Annotated in this window: 16 protein-coding genes; 10 read left to right on the forward strand and 6 right to left on the reverse strand. The window is 60.6% G+C overall.

Going from position 1 to position 16,483, the window contains the following annotated elements:
• Positions 1-123: 123 nt before the first annotated feature.
• Positions 124-1,641, reverse strand: a complete 1,518-nt coding sequence (locus J4D25_RS05495) for a nucleobase:cation symporter-2 family protein (protein WP_057715592.1) — start codon at positions 1,639-1,641, stop codon at positions 124-126.
• A 254-nt stretch (positions 1,642-1,895) separates the two neighbouring features.
• Between J4D25_RS05495 and J4D25_RS05500 the strand changes: the two genes are divergently transcribed.
• The gene (locus J4D25_RS05500) at positions 1,896-2,177 is read left to right on the forward strand and encodes a BrnT family toxin (protein ID WP_057715593.1); all 282 of its coding nucleotides are present in this window, start codon (positions 1,896-1,898) and stop codon (positions 2,175-2,177) included.
• Positions 2,178-2,180: 3 nt separating this feature from the next.
• Positions 2,181-2,486 carry a BrnA antitoxin family protein gene (locus tag J4D25_RS05505; protein ID WP_057715594.1) on the forward strand — a complete coding sequence of 102 codons (306 nt, stop codon included), beginning with the start codon at positions 2,181-2,183 and terminating at the stop codon, positions 2,484-2,486.
• A 55-nt stretch (positions 2,487-2,541) separates the two neighbouring features.
• On the opposite strand, the gene J4D25_RS05510 is transcribed toward J4D25_RS05505, so the two are convergent.
• Together J4D25_RS05510 and J4D25_RS05515 are read right to left on the reverse strand one after the other, a co-directional pair.
• The gene (locus tag J4D25_RS05510) at positions 2,542-3,372 is read right to left on the reverse strand and encodes an arylamine N-acetyltransferase (protein ID WP_057715595.1); all 831 of its coding nucleotides are present in this window, start codon (positions 3,370-3,372) and stop codon (positions 2,542-2,544) included.
• Positions 3,373-3,485: 113 nt separating this feature from the next.
• Complete coding sequence (locus J4D25_RS05515; RefSeq protein WP_057715596.1) at positions 3,486-4,280, reverse strand: exodeoxyribonuclease III; 795 nt, start codon at positions 4,278-4,280, stop codon at positions 3,486-3,488.
• 348 nt (positions 4,281-4,628) lie between these two features.
• On the opposite strand from J4D25_RS05515, the gene J4D25_RS05520 reads away from it, so the two are divergent.
• Entirely contained in the window at positions 4,629-4,955 is a 327-nt protein-coding gene (locus J4D25_RS05520; protein ID WP_198530247.1) for a hypothetical protein, read from the forward strand.
• Positions 4,956-4,990: 35 nt separating this feature from the next.
• Here J4D25_RS05520 and J4D25_RS05525 read toward each other — a convergent pair whose 3' ends face one another.
• Together J4D25_RS05525 and J4D25_RS05530 are read right to left on the reverse strand one after the other, a co-directional pair.
• Positions 4,991-6,397 (reverse strand): DUF1254 domain-containing protein, encoded by a 1,407-nt coding sequence (locus tag J4D25_RS05525; RefSeq protein WP_057715597.1) that lies wholly within the window; start codon positions 6,395-6,397, stop codon positions 4,991-4,993.
• Positions 6,398-6,509: 112 nt separating this feature from the next.
• Positions 6,510-8,081 carry a GGDEF domain-containing protein gene (locus J4D25_RS05530; RefSeq protein ID WP_057715598.1) on the reverse strand — a complete coding sequence of 524 codons (1,572 nt, stop codon included), beginning with the start codon at positions 8,079-8,081 and terminating at the stop codon, positions 6,510-6,512.
• 243 nt (positions 8,082-8,324) lie between these two features.
• Between J4D25_RS05530 and J4D25_RS05535 the strand changes: the two genes are divergently transcribed.
• Complete coding sequence (locus J4D25_RS05535; protein ID WP_057715599.1) at positions 8,325-8,792, forward strand: hypothetical protein; 468 nt, start codon at positions 8,325-8,327, stop codon at positions 8,790-8,792.
• A 187-nt stretch (positions 8,793-8,979) separates the two neighbouring features.
• Here the strand turns inward: J4D25_RS05535 and J4D25_RS05540 are convergent, their stop codons facing one another.
• The gene (locus J4D25_RS05540) at positions 8,980-10,734 is read right to left on the reverse strand and encodes a murein L,D-transpeptidase (RefSeq protein WP_057715600.1); all 1,755 of its coding nucleotides are present in this window, start codon (positions 10,732-10,734) and stop codon (positions 8,980-8,982) included.
• 81 nt (positions 10,735-10,815) lie between these two features.
• On the opposite strand from J4D25_RS05540, the gene J4D25_RS05545 reads away from it, so the two are divergent.
• The 6 genes from J4D25_RS05545 (at position 10,816) to J4D25_RS05570 (ending at position 16,483) form a co-directional block, all read left to right on the forward strand.
• The gene (locus J4D25_RS05545) at positions 10,816-11,517 is read left to right on the forward strand and encodes a murein L,D-transpeptidase catalytic domain family protein (RefSeq protein ID WP_057715601.1); all 702 of its coding nucleotides are present in this window, start codon (positions 10,816-10,818) and stop codon (positions 11,515-11,517) included.
• 107 nt (positions 11,518-11,624) lie between these two features.
• Complete coding sequence (locus J4D25_RS05550; RefSeq protein ID WP_057715602.1) at positions 11,625-13,331, forward strand: copper resistance system multicopper oxidase; 1,707 nt, start codon at positions 11,625-11,627, stop codon at positions 13,329-13,331.
• 10 nt (positions 13,332-13,341) lie between these two features.
• Positions 13,342-14,244 (forward strand): copper resistance protein B, encoded by a 903-nt coding sequence (locus J4D25_RS05555; protein ID WP_057715603.1) that lies wholly within the window; start codon positions 13,342-13,344, stop codon positions 14,242-14,244.
• A gap of 52 nt (positions 14,245-14,296) precedes the next feature.
• On the forward strand, positions 14,297-14,680 hold the full coding sequence (gene copC, locus J4D25_RS05560; RefSeq protein WP_057715604.1) for a copper homeostasis periplasmic binding protein CopC: 384 nt from the start codon (positions 14,297-14,299) through the stop codon (positions 14,678-14,680).
• Between the two features lie 3 nt (positions 14,681-14,683).
• Positions 14,684-15,607 (forward strand): copper homeostasis membrane protein CopD, encoded by a 924-nt coding sequence (gene copD, locus J4D25_RS05565; RefSeq protein WP_057715605.1) that lies wholly within the window; start codon positions 14,684-14,686, stop codon positions 15,605-15,607.
• A gap of 90 nt (positions 15,608-15,697) precedes the next feature.
• Positions 15,698-16,483 (forward strand): transporter substrate-binding domain-containing protein, encoded by a 786-nt coding sequence (locus J4D25_RS05570; RefSeq protein WP_057715606.1) that lies wholly within the window; start codon positions 15,698-15,700, stop codon positions 16,481-16,483.

Genomic DNA, 16,483 nt, shown 5'->3' on the forward strand with positions numbered 1-16,483 from the left:
CGAAAAGCCCCTGAATCGAAAGATCCAGGGGCTTTTTTGTGGTCGATTGAAAAGCCAACGCCTGAAAAGCAAAAAGCCGATCTGTCTATTCGACAGATCGGCTTTTTTCAGTTGCCGTGAACGTCAGACATGCTCACTGCTTTTCGTGTGGACCGCCCGTGGTTCCGCCACGCCGTGTTCCGATTCCAGCACCGGAATCTCCTTGCCGTCGCAATCGTGCAGTTTACCGTCACTGAAGTAGTCCCCTTCACGCAACGCCGCCAGATCCTGATAACGCAGCACCCGCTCGGTACCGGCCGCAAACACCGATTGCTGGTCGGAGTTACCGGCAGTCAGATGGTTGAAGGTCAGGTTCAGCACGATGGCCATGATTGCCGAAGAACTGATGCCCGAATGGAAAATGGTCGCGAACCAGCTCGGGAAGTGATCGTAGAAGCTAGGTGCCGCGATCGGGATCATGCCGAAGCCAATCGAGGTCGCGACGATGATCAGGTTGACGTTGTTGCGGTAGTCGACCTTGGACAAGGTCCGAATGCCGCTGGCCGCGACGGTACCGAACAGCACGATGCCGGCGCCACCCAATACGGAGGTCGGTACGGCGGCGATGACCCGGCCCATGAAGGGCAGCAGACCGAGGATCACCAGGAACAGACCGCCGGTGGCCACCACGTAGCGGCTCTTGATGCCGGTGACTGCCACCAGACCGACGTTCTGGGCGAAGGCGCTCTGGGTGAAGGAACCGAAGATCGGCGCGAACATGCTCGACAGCATGTCGGCGCGCAGACCGTTGCCCAGGCGCTTGGAGTCAACCTTGGTGCCAATGATCTCACCGACGGCCAGAATGTCCGCCGAGGTCTCCACCAGCGTCACCATCACCACGATGCACATCGACAGGATCGCAGCGAAGTGGAAGGTCGGCATGCCGAAGTGGAACGGCGTCGGGAAGCCGAACATCGGGCCCTGGGTTACGGACGAGAAATCCGCCATGCCAAGGAACACCGCGATCACCGTACCAATGACCATGGCCAACAGAATCGACAGGCGGGAGATGGTCGCACTGCCGATTTTGCTCAGAAACAGCACCAGCACCAGCGTTACCGCCGCCAGACCGATGTTCGCCATGCTGCCGAAGTCCGGCGCATGGCTGTTGCCGCCCATTGCCCAGCGCGCGGCTACCGGCATCAGCGTCAGGCCGATGGTGGTAATCACGATGCCGGTCACCAGCGGCGGGAAGAACTTGGTGATACGCGAGAACACCGGGGTTATCAGCAACCCGATCAGGGACGCCGCTATCACCGCCCCCAACACCGATTGAAACCCGCCCTCCCCGCCACTGCTGACAATCGCCACCATGGTCGCGACGCCGGAGAAGGATACGCCCTGCACCAGCGGCAATTGACAACCAAAAAACGGTAAACCCAGGGTTTGCAGCAGTGTTGCCAGCCCCCCCGCAAACAATGAAGCAGCAATCAACAAACCGATGTCCGCCGGCGAGAGCCCGGCCGCCTGGCCGATGATCAATGGCACCGCGACGATACCGCCATACATGGTCAGAACATGTTGCAGGCCATAAGCCATATTCGCGCCGATCCCAAGATTTTCGTCCTCGGGCCGTTGGTGTGAAACATGGGGCGTTTTCATGGAGGGGGTTCCCTGGTTTTTGTTATGCGCACACTGTATGCAAGACATAGGACAAATGTCTATAGAGTTGTATACAACTTATCGGTCACAAAATGGATACTTGTCCATTTCCGCCTGACACCCACCCTCCTGGCCACGCCAAAAACCTTGAAATACATCCCTCGCCGCCCACACCCGCGTGCTGACTAGTCTTTTGAATTCCTGGCGACCATCGGTAAGGCCCGCCTCTTCTATATACATATAAAGTATGCATAATGAAGTCATTCGAAATTCAGTTCCACAAGGCCAAGAACGCAGCCAACAAACTCAAGCACCAAGGCATCAGCCTCGCAGAGACTGAACCGGTATTCCATGACGAGCGAGCGCTGACCATCGAGGACAACCACCATGATGAACAACGCTGGATCACCCTGGGGCTGGACGCCAAAGGCCGGTTGCTGGTTGTCGTGTACACCCACCGCGATCCGAATTTCGTTCGAATCATTTCCGCGCGCATCGCCACCAAAAGCGAGCGTCGTCAGTACCTGGAGGCATGACCGATGAAAGACGAATACGATTTCAGTAACGCCAGGCGCGGGGCCGTGGCGCCCGCCAAAGGCAAGACCCGCATTACCATCATGCTCGATGACGCAGTCATCGAAGCAGCCCGCACACTGGCAGAACACGAGGGGTACGGCTACCAGACGGTGATCAACAATACCTTGCGCCGAGCCCTGCTCAACGAAGGCAAGAGCGCACACCTGAAACAAACCCTCACCCCTGCCGAACTCAAGGGGCTGGAGCAGAAACTGGCAGAGGCCTTGCGCGAAATCCAACGGGTGATGGAGCCGGGTGTTCGACCCTGAAACACAAAGGGCCGATCAATCGGATCAGCTCTGTGCGATGCCCAGGATCAGCCTGTTACTGCGGCGCTGCGATCAATCGTTTCAGAGTCCGTGCCAATTGCGCCTGTTCCGGTACGCGAATGCCGAACTCGCTGCCCAGCAGGCCAATCAGTTCCTGAACGTCCGTCACCTCCCGCCGCTCGCTGTCATGGCCAATCCGGTGAATCGCGAAGCTGCCATTGTTGAGCGTGCGTCGCCACCCCTCCCCGGTGCGTGCCACCATCAACTGCTTGACGAAAGACGACTCGGGGTGGGTCGAGACGTACCAGTTGCCCACAGCAAAATCGATATCTTCCTGGCGTTGCAGGTCGAAGATGTACATCGCTCGCCATTCACCCGCAACGTTGGCGCGCAGGGTAAAGCCGTCGACGTGCAGATCGATGCGATACGACTCGTGCGGGGTTGGTTGTTCGGCGCGGGTATCAAGCAACAGGGGCGCGGTCGGTACCATGCCGCCGAAGCCGACGTCGGTGATGTAGCGCACGTCATTGATGATGACCAGGCTCAGGCGGTGGGTCCGGGCAGTCCAGGAGCCCTCCGGCTGACCCATCACCACCCGGCCGCTGATGGCACGGGCGTCGAAACCCAATTCCTGTAGCAAGGCCAGGAACAGGTTGTTGAGTTCGTAGCAGTAACCGCCACGACCATCGTGCAAGACCTTCTGCTCTATGGACGGCAAGTCGATCAGCACCGGCTCGCCGGATAATGTGGTGAGGTTTTCAAACGGGAAAACGCCGGTATGGCGCAGTTGCAGCTGGCGCAAGGTTTCCAGTGTCGGTGCTGGAGGTGCATCGAAGCCCAGGCGTTGCAGATACAAAGCACGGTCGGTCAGGCGTGGCTCGCTCATCGTTCAGTCCTTTTGCACGCAGCGGCGGATTGCTCCGCCAGTGGCCGCTATGTATACGGGATCAAGCATTGCCGCCGACAATTGATTTAGCCAATCACCCGGTATGAAAACACTCAACACCGCTTGTGCGAGCCCAATTGAATCCAGGTCGGCGCGTGATCACTGGCATGGGGCTCGTTGCGCACCCACGCATCCACCCCGGCGTCTTGCAGATACGGACTCAGGGCCGGGTTGAGCAGCAGATGGTCAATGCGCAGCCCCGAGTTTTTCTGCCAGTGCTGACGGAAATAATCCCAGAACGTGTAGAGCCGATCCTGTGGATGCAAGTGCCGCAATGAATCGGTCCAGCCCTGGTCCAGCAACCGCTGGTAGCACTCGCGACTTTCCGGTTGCAGCAAGGCGTCCTTGAGCCAGGAGCGCGGGTTGTAGATGTCCAGGTCGGTGGGCACCACGTTGTAGTCCCCCGCCAGCACCACCGGATGTTCGCTGCCTTCAAGCGTCTGCGCGTAACGGATAAGCCGTTCGAACCACGCCAGCTTGTAATCGAATTTCGGCCCCGGTTGCGGGTTGCCGTTGGGCAAATACAGGCAACCCACCAGAACTCCGTGGACAGCGGCTTCCAGATACCGACTATGGTTGTCGCTGTCATCGCCGGGCAACCCGCGTCGGCTTTCCAGCGGCTGCGCATCCCGCGCCAGGATCGCCACGCCGTTCCAGGACGCCTGACCCTGCCAGATGGCGCCGTAGCCGGCCGCTTCAAGCTCAGCCGCCGGGAATGCGCTGTCCACTGCCTTCAATTCCTGCAGGCAGGCGATATCCGGTTTTTCCCGCTCAAGCCAGGCCAACAGATTCGGCAGGCGTGCGCGCAGGCCATTGACGTTGAACGTGGCGATCCGCAACTTTTTCATGAACGGACACTCCTGAGGACGAGGTGCCTGACGTGTGACACCGGCAGGTTTCGCAGGTTGCGTCAGCGATCCCGGGGGCGCTAGCACCTTGAGCGCAAGCTGGTCGATCATAGGCCTTGCTGACGCTGAGAGCTGTGTGGGAGCGAGCTTGCTCGCGATGGCGCCGTATCAGTGGCCAACCATTTGCCTGACCTGTCGCTTTCGCGGGCAAGCCCGCTCCCACAGGGTTCTCGTTTGGCCATGGATCGGTGGCCCCCTGAGGCCCCGTGCCACTCGTCAACCGGGGCGGCACCAACCGCGTGCCCCTTCACACTAACATCAGGTAACGACTCATCCCGGGAGACGACCATGGTGAACAGAAAAATGACTTCGCTGGTCATGGCCGGATGGTTGTCGGCTACGTCCCTGGCCACGTTTGCGGCGTCCGGCGATGGTCCTGGCGCGACCGGTACGGCACCCGGCGCAACCCGCAATTCAACTCTGCTGCCAGACAACAACAGGCCCAGCGATCCCTCGGGTAATAACGGGCGCGGACAGAGCCCCGGCTCGTCAAGCGGCAGCACCGGCGTCAATGGCCCGGGCAGTGGCGCGGGCGGCGGCACCGGTGCGCCCGGTGGCGGAACCGGCGGTGCTGGCGGCGGAACAGGTAGCTGGACAGGCAAAAGCCGCCAATGACATGCCGTCATTGGCCGCTTTTAGTGACCTGAGGCCTACATCGGCTTGACCGCTGGCGGGTTCCACTTGCCATTCAGCGCCTCGGCTTTCGGGCCGTACAGACGCATGGTCAGGTTGAACGGCCCTTTGGGTGCCGGTAGCCAGTTGGCCTCCAGATCCTTGCCAGGGCTTTCGTTCTGGAAGTAGAGATCCAGCGAGCCATCGGCGTTGTTCTTGAACGGCATCCAGCTACTGACCGCAAAACGATTGAGTGAGTTGGCGACCTGGAACCCTTCCGGGTCATACAGGGTGATCGACCAGAAGGCATTCACTGGCGGCGCCTCGCCCTTGTTGAAATGCAGCACATACTTGTTTGCGCCCTCGAGCGGCTTGCCGTTGCTGTCGCCGATGTTCAACGGATAAATCGCGTCCTCGGGCAGGTTGGCACCGAGCCCCACCTGCGTAACGATGGCGCGTTTGAGGTAGTAGTTGCCATAGACGCCCATGGTGTCAGTGTTCATCGACCAGCCATTGACCTCTCGCGCCAGGGTCGGCACTTTCCAGGTCATCAAGGCCTGCGCATCCTGGGGCACCCTTTGCAGCGCGGCCTGGATTTGCGGATCCAGCGTGTCCATGTCGAACGACTTGCCGGGTTCGATGCCGATCCGTTTGATCTGCGCCAGCATGGGCTGGTCGGTGCTGTGCGGCGGATTCACTTTCAGCAGTTCGGCAGCGTAAGTGAAGTAGTTGGCAGCCGACATGGAATCGACCTGAATCTTCGGTGGCGTTTTCATGTCCACCGCCGGGTCGACCTTCACGGTGACGGCTTCAGGCTCCTTGCCCAACCGGGACAACGGCGTAACCGTGTAACCGGCCTGGATCTTGTGCACCGCCGCGTAATCCGCCGCGCCATCAGTCTTGGTACGGCCGATGACCCAGACAAACGGAGTTGGCGCCGGCAGGTGGCTCATCCCGGCGGGCACCGTCCCGGTCCATCCCGGCGGCGTCACCAGAAATTGCCCGGCCTCAGTGCCCGTGGTGCGCCAGCCCGGCGAAGCGAATACGTCGGTCCACATATCCAGCATCGGTAACAGGTAGAAACGCCCATCGGTATCGGGCGCGGCGATCACCAGCGGTTCCTTGGTCAAGTCCAGCCAGGCAATCGAATACAACGTGTCGAAATTAGAGCGCACCACCCCTCTGAAATCGGCAGGCGGGTACTGCGGCACACTCACAAACATGTTCATCGGGCCTTTACCGAACTCCTTGCCCGGCTCGATGTTGGTGAACTGCTTGCGAGTGACGTCCATGCTCAGCAGCGGGTAAAAATAGATGTAGGCATCCACGCCGATCGAGTGAGCTTCTTCGGCGGTGATTTTCGATTGCGCGTGGCTGGCCAGCGGAAAGATGGCAGTGGCTGCGACGGTCAAAGCAACGGCTGTCAACGTTTGAGGTATCAACATGTTGGCGATCGTCCATGCGAGTGGATGTCTGCCGGGATCGACAGAACAATCGGAACTCTAGACGATCAATTCCGCCAGACCAGGGAGACAGACCACCGGCAGCAACAGCACCTCAACGGTCGGAGCGCATCAACGCCTCGACGCCACCGGCCATCGACAACGTTGCCACGCGGTTTCTCCCCGAATGCTTGGCCTGATACAACGCCGCATCCGCCCGCTCGACAAACACATCCATGCTGTCACGCCCCGACGGCACGAACGAATAGCAACCAAGACTCACCGTCACGTAGCCATTGGGCGAGCCGGTGTGGCTGATGTTCTTGTCGATGACGCTGCGGCGGATCTGCTCGGCAATCGTCATGGCGCCGTGGATGTCGGTGTCCGGCAGCAGCACCGCAAACTCTTCGCCGCCGTAACGCACCGCCAGATCGGCCTTGCGGTGGCAGCAACTCTTCAGCGCGCGTACCACTTCGGCCAGACAGTGATCCCCCACCACGTGGCCGTAGGTGTCGTTGTAGCGCTTGAAGTAATCGATATCGAGCATGATCAGGCTCAAAGGGCTCGCCTGCCGGGCGCCGCGCCCGAACTCGACGTCCAGCGCCCGCTCGAACAATCGGCGGTTGGCCAATCCGGTCAGGCTGTCGTGGGTGGCGATCAGCTCCAGCGCTTGCTGTGCCCTGCGCAAATCCGACTCGACCCGCTCGCCAACACGCACCTGATGCAGGAACACCCACCCGAACAGCCCCACGCCCAGCAATACCAGGGCAACAATGAGACTGGAGCGAAACGCCGTGTCGTACCAGCCCGCGAGAATGGATTCCGTGGACGATGCCGCCGTGACCACCAGCGGATACGCCTCCAGCTGTCGGTAACCGTAAAGGCGTGTCACACCATCGATGATGGATGTGAACATCGCATTGCCGGAGCTGGCCAGTGGCAGGGACTTCTGGAAAATCTCGCTCTGGGCCAACGACGTGCCAATCTGCGCCTCCACAAAAGGTCGACGCGCCAACAGCGTGCCATCGGTCAAGCCGAGAAACATCGAGCCGTTGTCGTCGAGGCTGAAGCTTTTGAAGAACTGGTCGAAGTACGACATCTTGATCCCGGCCAGCAATACGCCCTGGAAACGGCCGTTCTTGTCGTTGACCCGTTTGGAAACCGGAATGATCCACTCACCATTTTCCCGACTGCGAATGGCCGGGCCGATATGCGCCACCGACGATACGTTCTGCTGGTGATACTTGAAGTACTCGCGATCGGCGACGCCGGGCCCCCGAGGCAGATTTTCAAACGAGGTCACCACCCACTGGCCCTTCTGGTCGAACAGCAGGATGCCGTGCAACTGATCCAGCGCCAGCACGCGCCGAGCGAAGGTCTGCTGCAAGCGTGGCTGTTGGTCCGGGCCGAACCCGTCGACCTGAATCCAGTCCACCAGGCTGGTCAACACCAGGTCGGCCTTCATGAAAGTGTCTTCGGCTTGCTGCGCCATGGCCCGCGTCAGGTTCGAAGACGCCACTTGCGCCAGGCTCAGGTCGTGGCGACGGGACTGTTCCAATTGCAGGTAGAGCAAACCGCACAGGCACAGGCACACCGTGGCAATGAACAAGACCGCGGCCTTGCGCAGCGGTATGCGTTTCAATGCGATGCCAGGGGCGTGGTCCGGGTCGTTAAAGCGCGTGGGCAAAAGTTCATCCTGTCGGGGGCAAGGCATGGGCAACGCCCCAAAGCCCTCAGTCTTCGGGTGGCGTAGTTTACGGGGTTATCCAGGACAAATGGGTGGCCACTTGCCCAGCGGTATCACACCGCCCGTCGGTGCTGCCCGGACACAACGTCCGCACCCTGCCTGCGCTGCAAACATGACCCAGGGCAAGCGCTGCCTGTGCGTCAACGAGCTACGATTAAACAAACCTCAATACAGGGAATCGACATGAGCAAGGCAGACGAACTAGCCGCAAAACTGAAACAGACACGGCTGACCAGCGCGGATCAGGCGATCGATGGCTGGCCGGGCCAGGTCTACGAACTGTATCAACGGATAGAGACCTGGCTACAGCCCTTGACCGAAGCTGGCCTGATCCTGCGGCGCAACCCCACCCACGTCTTCGAGAGCCACCCCGATGGCGACGCTTGCGACTACGCTATCGACCAGTTGGTGATCACCGGCAACGGGCACAGCATTACCTTTGACCCGGTTGCACGCTTCACCGCCGACGGTGAGGGGCGGGTCGAGATCCACACAACAGACAACGAACTCGCCCTGTTGCGCACCGTGGACGAACACGGTGAAACACACTGGTGGCTACAAACGATCGAGCAGGCCACCACACAGCTGGACGCAGTGGCGCTGACTGAAACCGATCTGCTTGTCGTGGTCCAGCAAGGGCTGGCGCTTTAGGGGCTAATGCCAGTCAGTTAAGCGTTTGAACACCGCAAATCTTGTGGGAGCGAGCTTGCTCGCGATGACGGTTGGACAGTCACGTAAGGGGTGCCTGACAGTCCGCCAACGCGAGCAAGCTCGCTCCCACAGGTTTCGTGTGTTAAGTGATCAGTAATACGCTCCGCCGCCCGTTTCCAGTCTTTCGCTACAGCTTGTTCTGCCCCGTCACCACCAGCGGTATCTCTGCGCGACGCAAGTCCAGAGCTGGCAATTTCGTAGGCTGACTCAAGCCCTGCAGCACCCTGGCATCGTAATCATAAATGTCGGGCTTGAACGTCACCCGCCCGTCATTGCTCAGGTCCACGGTCCAGTAAGCCAACAACACCGGCACTTTCACCGGTAGCGGGATGTTCTCGGTCCTGCCATTGGCCAACTGTTTTTGAATCCCGGCGCTGTTCCAGCGCACCGGGTCGTTAAACAACAGCTCGACCAGTTGCAAGGGGTTTTCCACGCGGATGCAGCCTGAACTGGTGGCCCGGACCGTTTTGGCAAACAGCTCGCGGTGCGGCGTGTCATGCAGGTAAATCGCATAGTCGTTGGGGAAGCGGATCACCACCTGCCCCAGCGAACTGTCGGGGCCGGCATCCTGACGCAGGTGGATGCCTCGCGGGTTGCTCCAGTCAACACTCGACGGATCGAGCACATTGCCTTCGCGATCCAGCACGCGAATCCGGTTGGCCGCCAGATAACCCGGATCGTTCTGGACTTTCGGAATCACGTCCTGCTTGAGGATGGTCGGCGGCACGGTCCAGGTCGGGTTGAACGTGATGTAGGTGATTTCGGCCTGGAATACCGGCGTACTGCGCACCGGCTTGCCAACCTGCACTCGCGAACGCCAGATCGGCAGACCGTCACGGTACATCGCCACCTTGTATCCGGCGATATCGACGATCACAAACGTGCCCTGCAGTTTGTACAAAAGCCACCGGGCGCGCTCCATGTTGACCCGCACCTGATCGATCCGCGCCTCGACCGGCACGTTCAGCGCCGCCAACGTCACCGCCCCCGCCACGCCATCGGCCCCCAGGTACTGCTCGGTCTGATACTTCTTCACCGCGGCAATGACCTTGTCGTCGTAACCGGCTTTTTTCGACAGGTGCGCGTCCAGGTAACCGCCCGCCACCAGACGCGCACGCAATTGAGCCACCGCCACCCCGTCCATGCCGGGCTTGAGCGATTGCCCTTCAGTGACTTTCGGCCAGCCGCCCGCATCATGGACCTGGCGCAACCGGGCCAGGCCTTCACGCAAATTGCGGTAAATCTCTTCCTGAGGAGGCGCATCGGCGAATGCACGCGCAACGTCATGGGCATCGAGGGCGGCGAACAGGTTGTTCATGTCCTCGTGGGCATTGCCGCCGGCAGGATCGAAATTCCAGTGAATGTCCAGCCGCGACGGATCGACTTTACCCCGGCGCAGTTGCAGCAGCGCGGTGATGAACGTGCGGGTCGCCGCCATGTCGAACATCGCCCGTTGCGCCGTGGAAGGCATGGCCGCCACCAGCGACTCATGGGCCTGAGCCAGTTCGGTGATGCGGAAATCCGCCGGATTCAGGCCGTCGATCCGGGTGGCTTCGAGGCTCTTGAGTAATTGCGCCACGTCACGATCATCCGTCCACGCGGCGCGATAGTTGCGATGCATATAGAAATCCAGCACCACCCGACTGACATCCACACGCTGATGGCGCCTGGACGTGAGCAACGGCGGAAAGGCCGATCGCAGCGGTTCCAGGGTCGCTTGAATCGCTTGGCCGACCGCGTCGTCGGGCGCCGCGGCATCGATTGTGCTGCTCGCCGCAGATACCGGCTCAATCGGCGAAACTTGCCCAAACGCTGCACCGCTGATCAGAAAGCCCATAAAAAATATGCGGCTTATGACGAATGACCTTGTTAACTGCACCATGGATAATCCTTAATCCCCCGTTTCAAACGGCTAGTTTTCCGCTCGCTGCTAGACTCGAAATTATCATGATGAGACCCGACTATGGCGCTAATCCGCTTTGGCCTTTTATTTGCCATTTTACTGACGTGCCTTTCAGTAACGTCAGCCTACGCCGATTCGCTTGAAAACGCGCTGGTCAAAGCAGCACCCGGCGCCGACGCCAAAGTGATTGCCCTGGCCGTTCGTGCCACTCAATGCAGCCGTGCCCAAGGTGTCGCCCCCGCCCAACGACTGGCGGTGATCGATTACTCCCTGCCCTCGACCGAACAACGGCTGTGGGTCTTCGACCTTAAACGGCGCAAGTTGCTGTTTCACGAACTGGTCGCCCATGGCCGCAACAGCGGTGAAAACATGGCCACGCTGTTCTCCAACCGCAACGAAAGCCACGCCACCAGCATCGGTCTGTTCCGCACCCAGCAAAGCTACCTCGGCCAGAACGGTTACTCGTTGCGCATGGAAGGCCTGGAGCCCGGCTTCAACGATAACGCCTTTGACCGGGCCATCGTCATTCACGGCGCGCCCTATGTCAGCCCGGTGCTGGCCCGCGCCAATGGCCGCATCGGCCGCAGCCTGGGTTGCCCGGCCGTCAGACCGGCGATTGCCCATCGGCTGATTGATTCGATGAAGGACGGGCAGTTGTTGTTTTCCTACTACCCGGACCAACGCTGGCTGAAGTCATCGTCCTACATCAACTGCAGCGGCGACACGGTGGCCTCAAGGGAAAAGTCCACTTCACGCCGGTAAGCGACGCCCAACCTGTCAAAACTGTAATCTTCGCCTCAGCCAGCTGAAAGGCACCGCCTGCTAGCCTCATCGACAAGTTCAACAGGCTGACGGGCGGAACAGACGGCATGCACTCCCACACTTCAAGACGCACCTTCGTCAAAGGCCTGGCCATCGGCGGGCTCTTCGGCGGCCTCGGGTTATGGCGCACACCGGCCTGGGCAATCAGCAGTCCCGGCGAACCGCAGGTGTTGGCCGGTAATGAATTCGACCTGTTCATCGGCGAATCCCCGGTCAACTTCAGCGGCAACCCACGCACCGCGATGACCATCAACGGCGGCATCCCCGGCCCGCTGCTGCGCTGGCGTGAAGGCGATACGGTGACACTGCGGGTGCGCAACAGACTCAAGGACAGCACGTCCATTCACTGGCACGGCATCTTGCTGCCGGCCAACATGGACGGCGTGCCGGGGCTGAGCTTCAAGGGCATCGAACCGGGCGGCCTGTACGTCTACCAGTTCACCGTGCGCCAGAACGGCACCTACTGGTATCACAGCCACTCGGGGTTTCAGGAGCAATCCGGCGTCTACGGCCCGCTGGTGATCGACGCCAAAGATCCGGAGCCGTTCCAGTACGACCGCGACTACGTGGTGATGCTCAGCGACTGGACCGACGAAGACCCGGTCGGCCTGATGAAGACGCTGAAAAAACAGTCCGATTACTACAACTTCAACAAACGCACCGTGGGCGATTTCATCCACGACGTCAGCGAAAAAGGCTGGGGGCCGACCGTCGCCGATCGCAAAATGTGGGCCGAAATGAAGATGAACCCCACCGACCTGGCGGACGTCGGCGGCGCCACTTACACCTACCTGTTGAACGGCCAGGCACCGGATTCGAACTGGACCGGGGTGTTCCGCCCCGGGGAAAAGCTGCGGCTGCGCTTCATCAACGGCTCGGCCATGACCTACTTCGACGTGCGCATCCCCGGCCTGAAAATGACTGTGGTCGCCGCCGATGGCCTGTACGTCAAACCCGTGAGCGTCGACGAGTTTCGCATCGCCGTGGCGGAAACCTTCGACGTTATCGTCGAACCGACCGAAGCGGCCTACACCCTGTTCGCCCAAGCGATGGATCGCACCGGCTACGCACGGGGCACCCTGGCGGTGAAGACAGGACTGGTTGCGCCGCTGCCGCCACTGGACCCGCGCCCCCTGGTGACCATGGATGACATGGGCATGGGCGGCATGGACCACGGCAGCATGGCGGGCATGGATCACAGCAACATGGCTATGGGCGATATGCCCGGCATGCAGTCCCACCCGGCCTCGGAAACCGACAACCCGCTGGTGGACATGCAAGCCATGTCCACCTCACCGAAACTCGACGACCCCGGCATGGGCCTGCGCAACAACGGGCGTCGCGTACTCACCTACTCCGACCTGCGCAGCACCTTCGAAGACCCGGACGGCCGCGAGCCTGGCCGCACCCTTGAGCTGCACCTGACCGGCCACATGGAAAAATTCGCCTGGTCGTTCAACGGCGTGAAGTTCTCTGATGCAGAGCCGTTGCGCCTCAAGTACGGCGAGCGGCTGCGGATCGTGCTGGTCAACGACACGATGATGATGCACCCCATCCACCTGCATGGCATGTGGAGCGACCTCGAAGACGAGAACGGCCAGTTCATGGTGCGCAAACACACCATCGACATGCCACCGGGCTCCCGGCGCAGCTATCGGGTTACGGCCGATGCGCTCGGCCGCTGGGCCTATCACTGCCATCTCCTGTACCACATGGAAATGGGCATGTTCCGTGAAGTTCGCGTGGAAGAATGAGGTGCGCCCCATGATTCGATTCACCCCGGTTTTTTTCGCACTCGTGACCTCGACGGCAATGGCCGCCAGCGATGACATGCAAGGCATGGATCACAGCCAGATGGACCACGGCCAGATGCAAGGCATGGATCATAGCCAGATGGACCACGGCCAGATGCAAGGCATGGACGAGGGCCAGATGCAGCCCGCCGCCCCCAGCGAAAGCCGCACGCCGATCCCGGTGCTGACCGATGCCGATCGCGCTGCGGTGTATGCCGATCCCGCCGGCCACCACGTACATGACAGCACGCTCAACTCCTTTTTCCTCGCCGACAAACTGGAATGGCAGGACGCCGATGACGGCAGCACCCTGGCCTGGGATTTGTCCGGTTGGGTCGGCGGTGACATTGATCGCCTGTGGCTGCGCTCCGAAGGCGAGCGCACCAACGGCGTGACCGAGGACGCGGAAATCCAGGCCCTGTGGGGCCACGCCATTTCCCCGTGGTGGGACGTCGTCAGCGGCGTGCGCCAGGACTTCAAACCCGGTGCCCCGCAAACCTGGGCCGCGTTCGGCGTGCAAGGCATGGCGCTGTACAACTTCGAGGCCGAAGCCACGGCCTTCATCGGCGAAGGCGGTCAGAGCGCCGTGCGGCTGGAGGGCGACTACGACATCCTGCTGACCAATCGGCTGATCCTGCAGCCGACCGTCGAGCTCAACGCCTACGGCAAAAACGATCCGCAACGGGGCATCGGCGCGGGGCTATCCAACACCGAGGCTGGCTTGCGCCTGCGCTACGAAATCCGCCGGGAATTCGCGCCCTACCTCGGCGTGACCTGGAACCGCACCTACGGCAACACCGCCGACTACGCTAACGACGAAGGTGAGGACCGCAGCGAAACCCGCCTCGTGCTCGGTGTTCGGATGTGGTTCTGAACAGACTCACCCAAAACCAACAACAACCGCTTCGAGCGGTAAAGGACCTTGCATGCGCATCTTCAAACCCACCGCTATCGCAGTCGCGTTGCTCAGCGGCCTGCTTGTTAGCACCCTCGCTCAAGCGCACCCCAAACTACTCTCTTCCACCCCGGCGGAAGGCGTAGAAGGTGCATCACCCGACAAGATCGAACTGCACTTCTCCGAAAACCTCGTCACCCAGTTTTCCGGTGCAAAACTGTTGATGACCGAAATGGCCGGCATGGCCCACGCCCCAATGCCGGTCAAGGCCAAAGTCAGCGGCGGCAGCGATCCGAAGACCATGTTCATCATCCCGGCAGCGCCCCTGGCTGCCGGTACCTACAAGGTCGAATGGCGCGCGGTGTCGTCGGACACCCACCCGATCACCGGCAACGTCACCTTCAAAGTGAAATGATCGATGAGCGACTCGGCCAACGTCGTGCTGCGGTTTGTGTTGTATGTGGATTTGATGTTGTTGTTTGGCGTGGCGCTGTTCGGGCTCTACAGCTTCAAGGGACAGGAACGGCTATCCGGGACAGTCTTGCCCTTTCGCCGGCTATTGACGGGAACAGCCGGGCTCGGCGCGCTGCTGTCCATCGCCGGCATGGTGCTGATGGTCCGCGTCATGAGCGGTGAATCAGACGTTACCGAGTTGCGCCCTCACCTCGAAATGATGCTGTTCGAGACAGACGTCGGGTTGGCCTGGGCCGTGCGGATGATTGCATTAGCGGTCGCGGGTTTGGCGTTGATGTTCAACCCACGCGCGCCCGGCATCAGCCTGGTGATCGCCGCCACGGCCGGCGGCATCGCCCTCGCCAGCCTGGCCTGGAGCGGGCATGGCGCCATGGACGAAGGCAGTCGCCGTTATTGGCATTTCGCTACGGACATCCTGCACCTGTTGGTGGCGGGTGTCTGGCTCGGCGCGTTGCTGGCGTTTGCGTTGATGGCGCAACCCCGGGCCCTGCAAACCGAAGCGCACATACGGTTGCTGGCTCACGCAGTCAGGCGATTTGAGCTTGTCGGTGCGCTGGTCGTTGTGATCATCACCGTGACGGGCGTGGTGAACTACCTCTTCATTGTCGGGCCGAAGCTCGATGAGGTTTTACTCAGCCACTACGGAGTTTTGCTGGCGATCAAAGTACTGCTGTTTGCCGGGATGCTGGTGTTGGCGGCGCTGAACCGCTTTTATCTTGGCCCCTTGCTGGAGCGGTCGTTGCGAGAGGGCCAGTATCGCGTGGCAGCCCATGCACTTCGACGCAGTGTGTGGGTGGAAATGGCCGCGGCGATATTGATTTTGGGGTTGGTGGCGTGGCTGGGTACGTTGAGCCCGGAAGTGGAGTGAGTCATCTTCAGGGGCGTTGATTTTTCACACCGGTGAAAGTTTCACTACACTCCCCTTTCAAAACCACTCCAGCACAAAAGCCCGATAACAATGACGAAAATCAAAAGAGCAATGATGCTCGGCGGCTTGCTCGCACTCTCCCTTGGCGCCCAGGCAGAACCTTCGCATCTGGACAGCGTCATGCAACAGGGACAGCTGCGCGTCTGTACCACCGGCGACTACAAGCCCTACACCCTCAAAGCCGAGGACGGCGAATACTCCGGCATCGACATCGCCATGGCGCGAGCCCTGGCCGACAGCCTTGGCGTCAAGGTCGAGTGGGTGCCCACCACCTGGAAAACCCTGATGCCCGACATGCTCGCCGGCAAGTGCGACATCGCCATGGGCGGCATCTCGGTCACCCTGGAACGGCAGAAAAAAGCCTTCTTCAGTAGCATCCTGGACGTCGACGGCAAAATCCCGCTGGTGCGCTGCGAAGACCAGGCGCTGTACCAGACCGTCGAACAGATCAACCGGCCAACGGTTCGCCTGGTCGAACCCGCCGGCGGTACCAACGAAGCCTTCGTCCACGCCTTCCTGCCCAAGGCGCAATTGAAGTTGCACGACAACGTGACCATCTTTCAGGAACTGCTGGATAAAAAAGCCGACGTGATGATCACCGACGCATCCGAGGCGCTGTATCAGCAGAAGCTCAAGCCGGGCCTGTGCGCGGTCAACCCCACGCACTACATGCAATACGGCGAAAAAGCCTACCTGCTGCCCCGCGACGACATCACCTGGAAGCTGTACGTCGATCAGTGGCTGCACCTGGCCAAGGCGACAGGCAACTACCAGAAGATTCTGCGCCAATGGCTGGCGGTGCCTGACGCCAAGTAA

The sequence above is a fragment of the Pseudomonas sp. GW456-L13 genome, from assembly GCF_017350115.1.
Lineage (GTDB): Bacteria > Pseudomonadota > Gammaproteobacteria > Pseudomonadales > Pseudomonadaceae > Aquipseudomonas > Aquipseudomonas jessenii.

What these genes read in the sequence shown, in the direction of transcription:
- copD (WP_057715605.1), top strand. Translation starts at nt 14,684, where the DNA reads ATGAGCGACTCGGCCAACGTCGTGCTGCGGTTTGTGTTGTATGTGGAT.
- J4D25_RS05515 (WP_057715596.1), bottom strand. Translation starts at nt 4,280, where the DNA reads ATGAAAAAGTTGCGGATCGCCACGTTCAACGTCAATGGCCTGCGCGCA.
- J4D25_RS05520 (WP_198530247.1), top strand. Translation starts at nt 4,629, where the DNA reads ATGGTGAACAGAAAAATGACTTCGCTGGTCATGGCCGGATGGTTGTCG.
- J4D25_RS05510 (WP_057715595.1), bottom strand. Translation starts at nt 3,372, where the DNA reads ATGAGCGAGCCACGCCTGACCGACCGTGCTTTGTATCTGCAACGCCTG.
- J4D25_RS05550 (WP_057715602.1), top strand. Translation starts at nt 11,625, where the DNA reads ATGCACTCCCACACTTCAAGACGCACCTTCGTCAAAGGCCTGGCCATC.
- J4D25_RS05570 (WP_057715606.1), top strand. Translation starts at nt 15,698, where the DNA reads ATGACGAAAATCAAAAGAGCAATGATGCTCGGCGGCTTGCTCGCACTC.
- J4D25_RS05545 (WP_057715601.1), top strand. Translation starts at nt 10,816, where the DNA reads ATGGCGCTAATCCGCTTTGGCCTTTTATTTGCCATTTTACTGACGTGC.
- J4D25_RS05540 (WP_057715600.1), bottom strand. Translation starts at nt 10,734, where the DNA reads ATGGTGCAGTTAACAAGGTCATTCGTCATAAGCCGCATATTTTTTATG.
- J4D25_RS05505 (WP_057715594.1), top strand. Translation starts at nt 2,181, where the DNA reads ATGAAAGACGAATACGATTTCAGTAACGCCAGGCGCGGGGCCGTGGCG.
- J4D25_RS05535 (WP_057715599.1), top strand. Translation starts at nt 8,325, where the DNA reads ATGAGCAAGGCAGACGAACTAGCCGCAAAACTGAAACAGACACGGCTG.
- J4D25_RS05555 (WP_057715603.1), top strand. Translation starts at nt 13,342, where the DNA reads ATGATTCGATTCACCCCGGTTTTTTTCGCACTCGTGACCTCGACGGCA.
- copC (WP_057715604.1), top strand. Translation starts at nt 14,297, where the DNA reads ATGCGCATCTTCAAACCCACCGCTATCGCAGTCGCGTTGCTCAGCGGC.
- J4D25_RS05525 (WP_057715597.1), bottom strand. Translation starts at nt 6,397, where the DNA reads ATGTTGATACCTCAAACGTTGACAGCCGTTGCTTTGACCGTCGCAGCC.
- J4D25_RS05495 (WP_057715592.1), bottom strand. Translation starts at nt 1,641, where the DNA reads ATGAAAACGCCCCATGTTTCACACCAACGGCCCGAGGACGAAAATCTT.
- J4D25_RS05500 (WP_057715593.1), top strand. Translation starts at nt 1,896, where the DNA reads ATGAAGTCATTCGAAATTCAGTTCCACAAGGCCAAGAACGCAGCCAAC.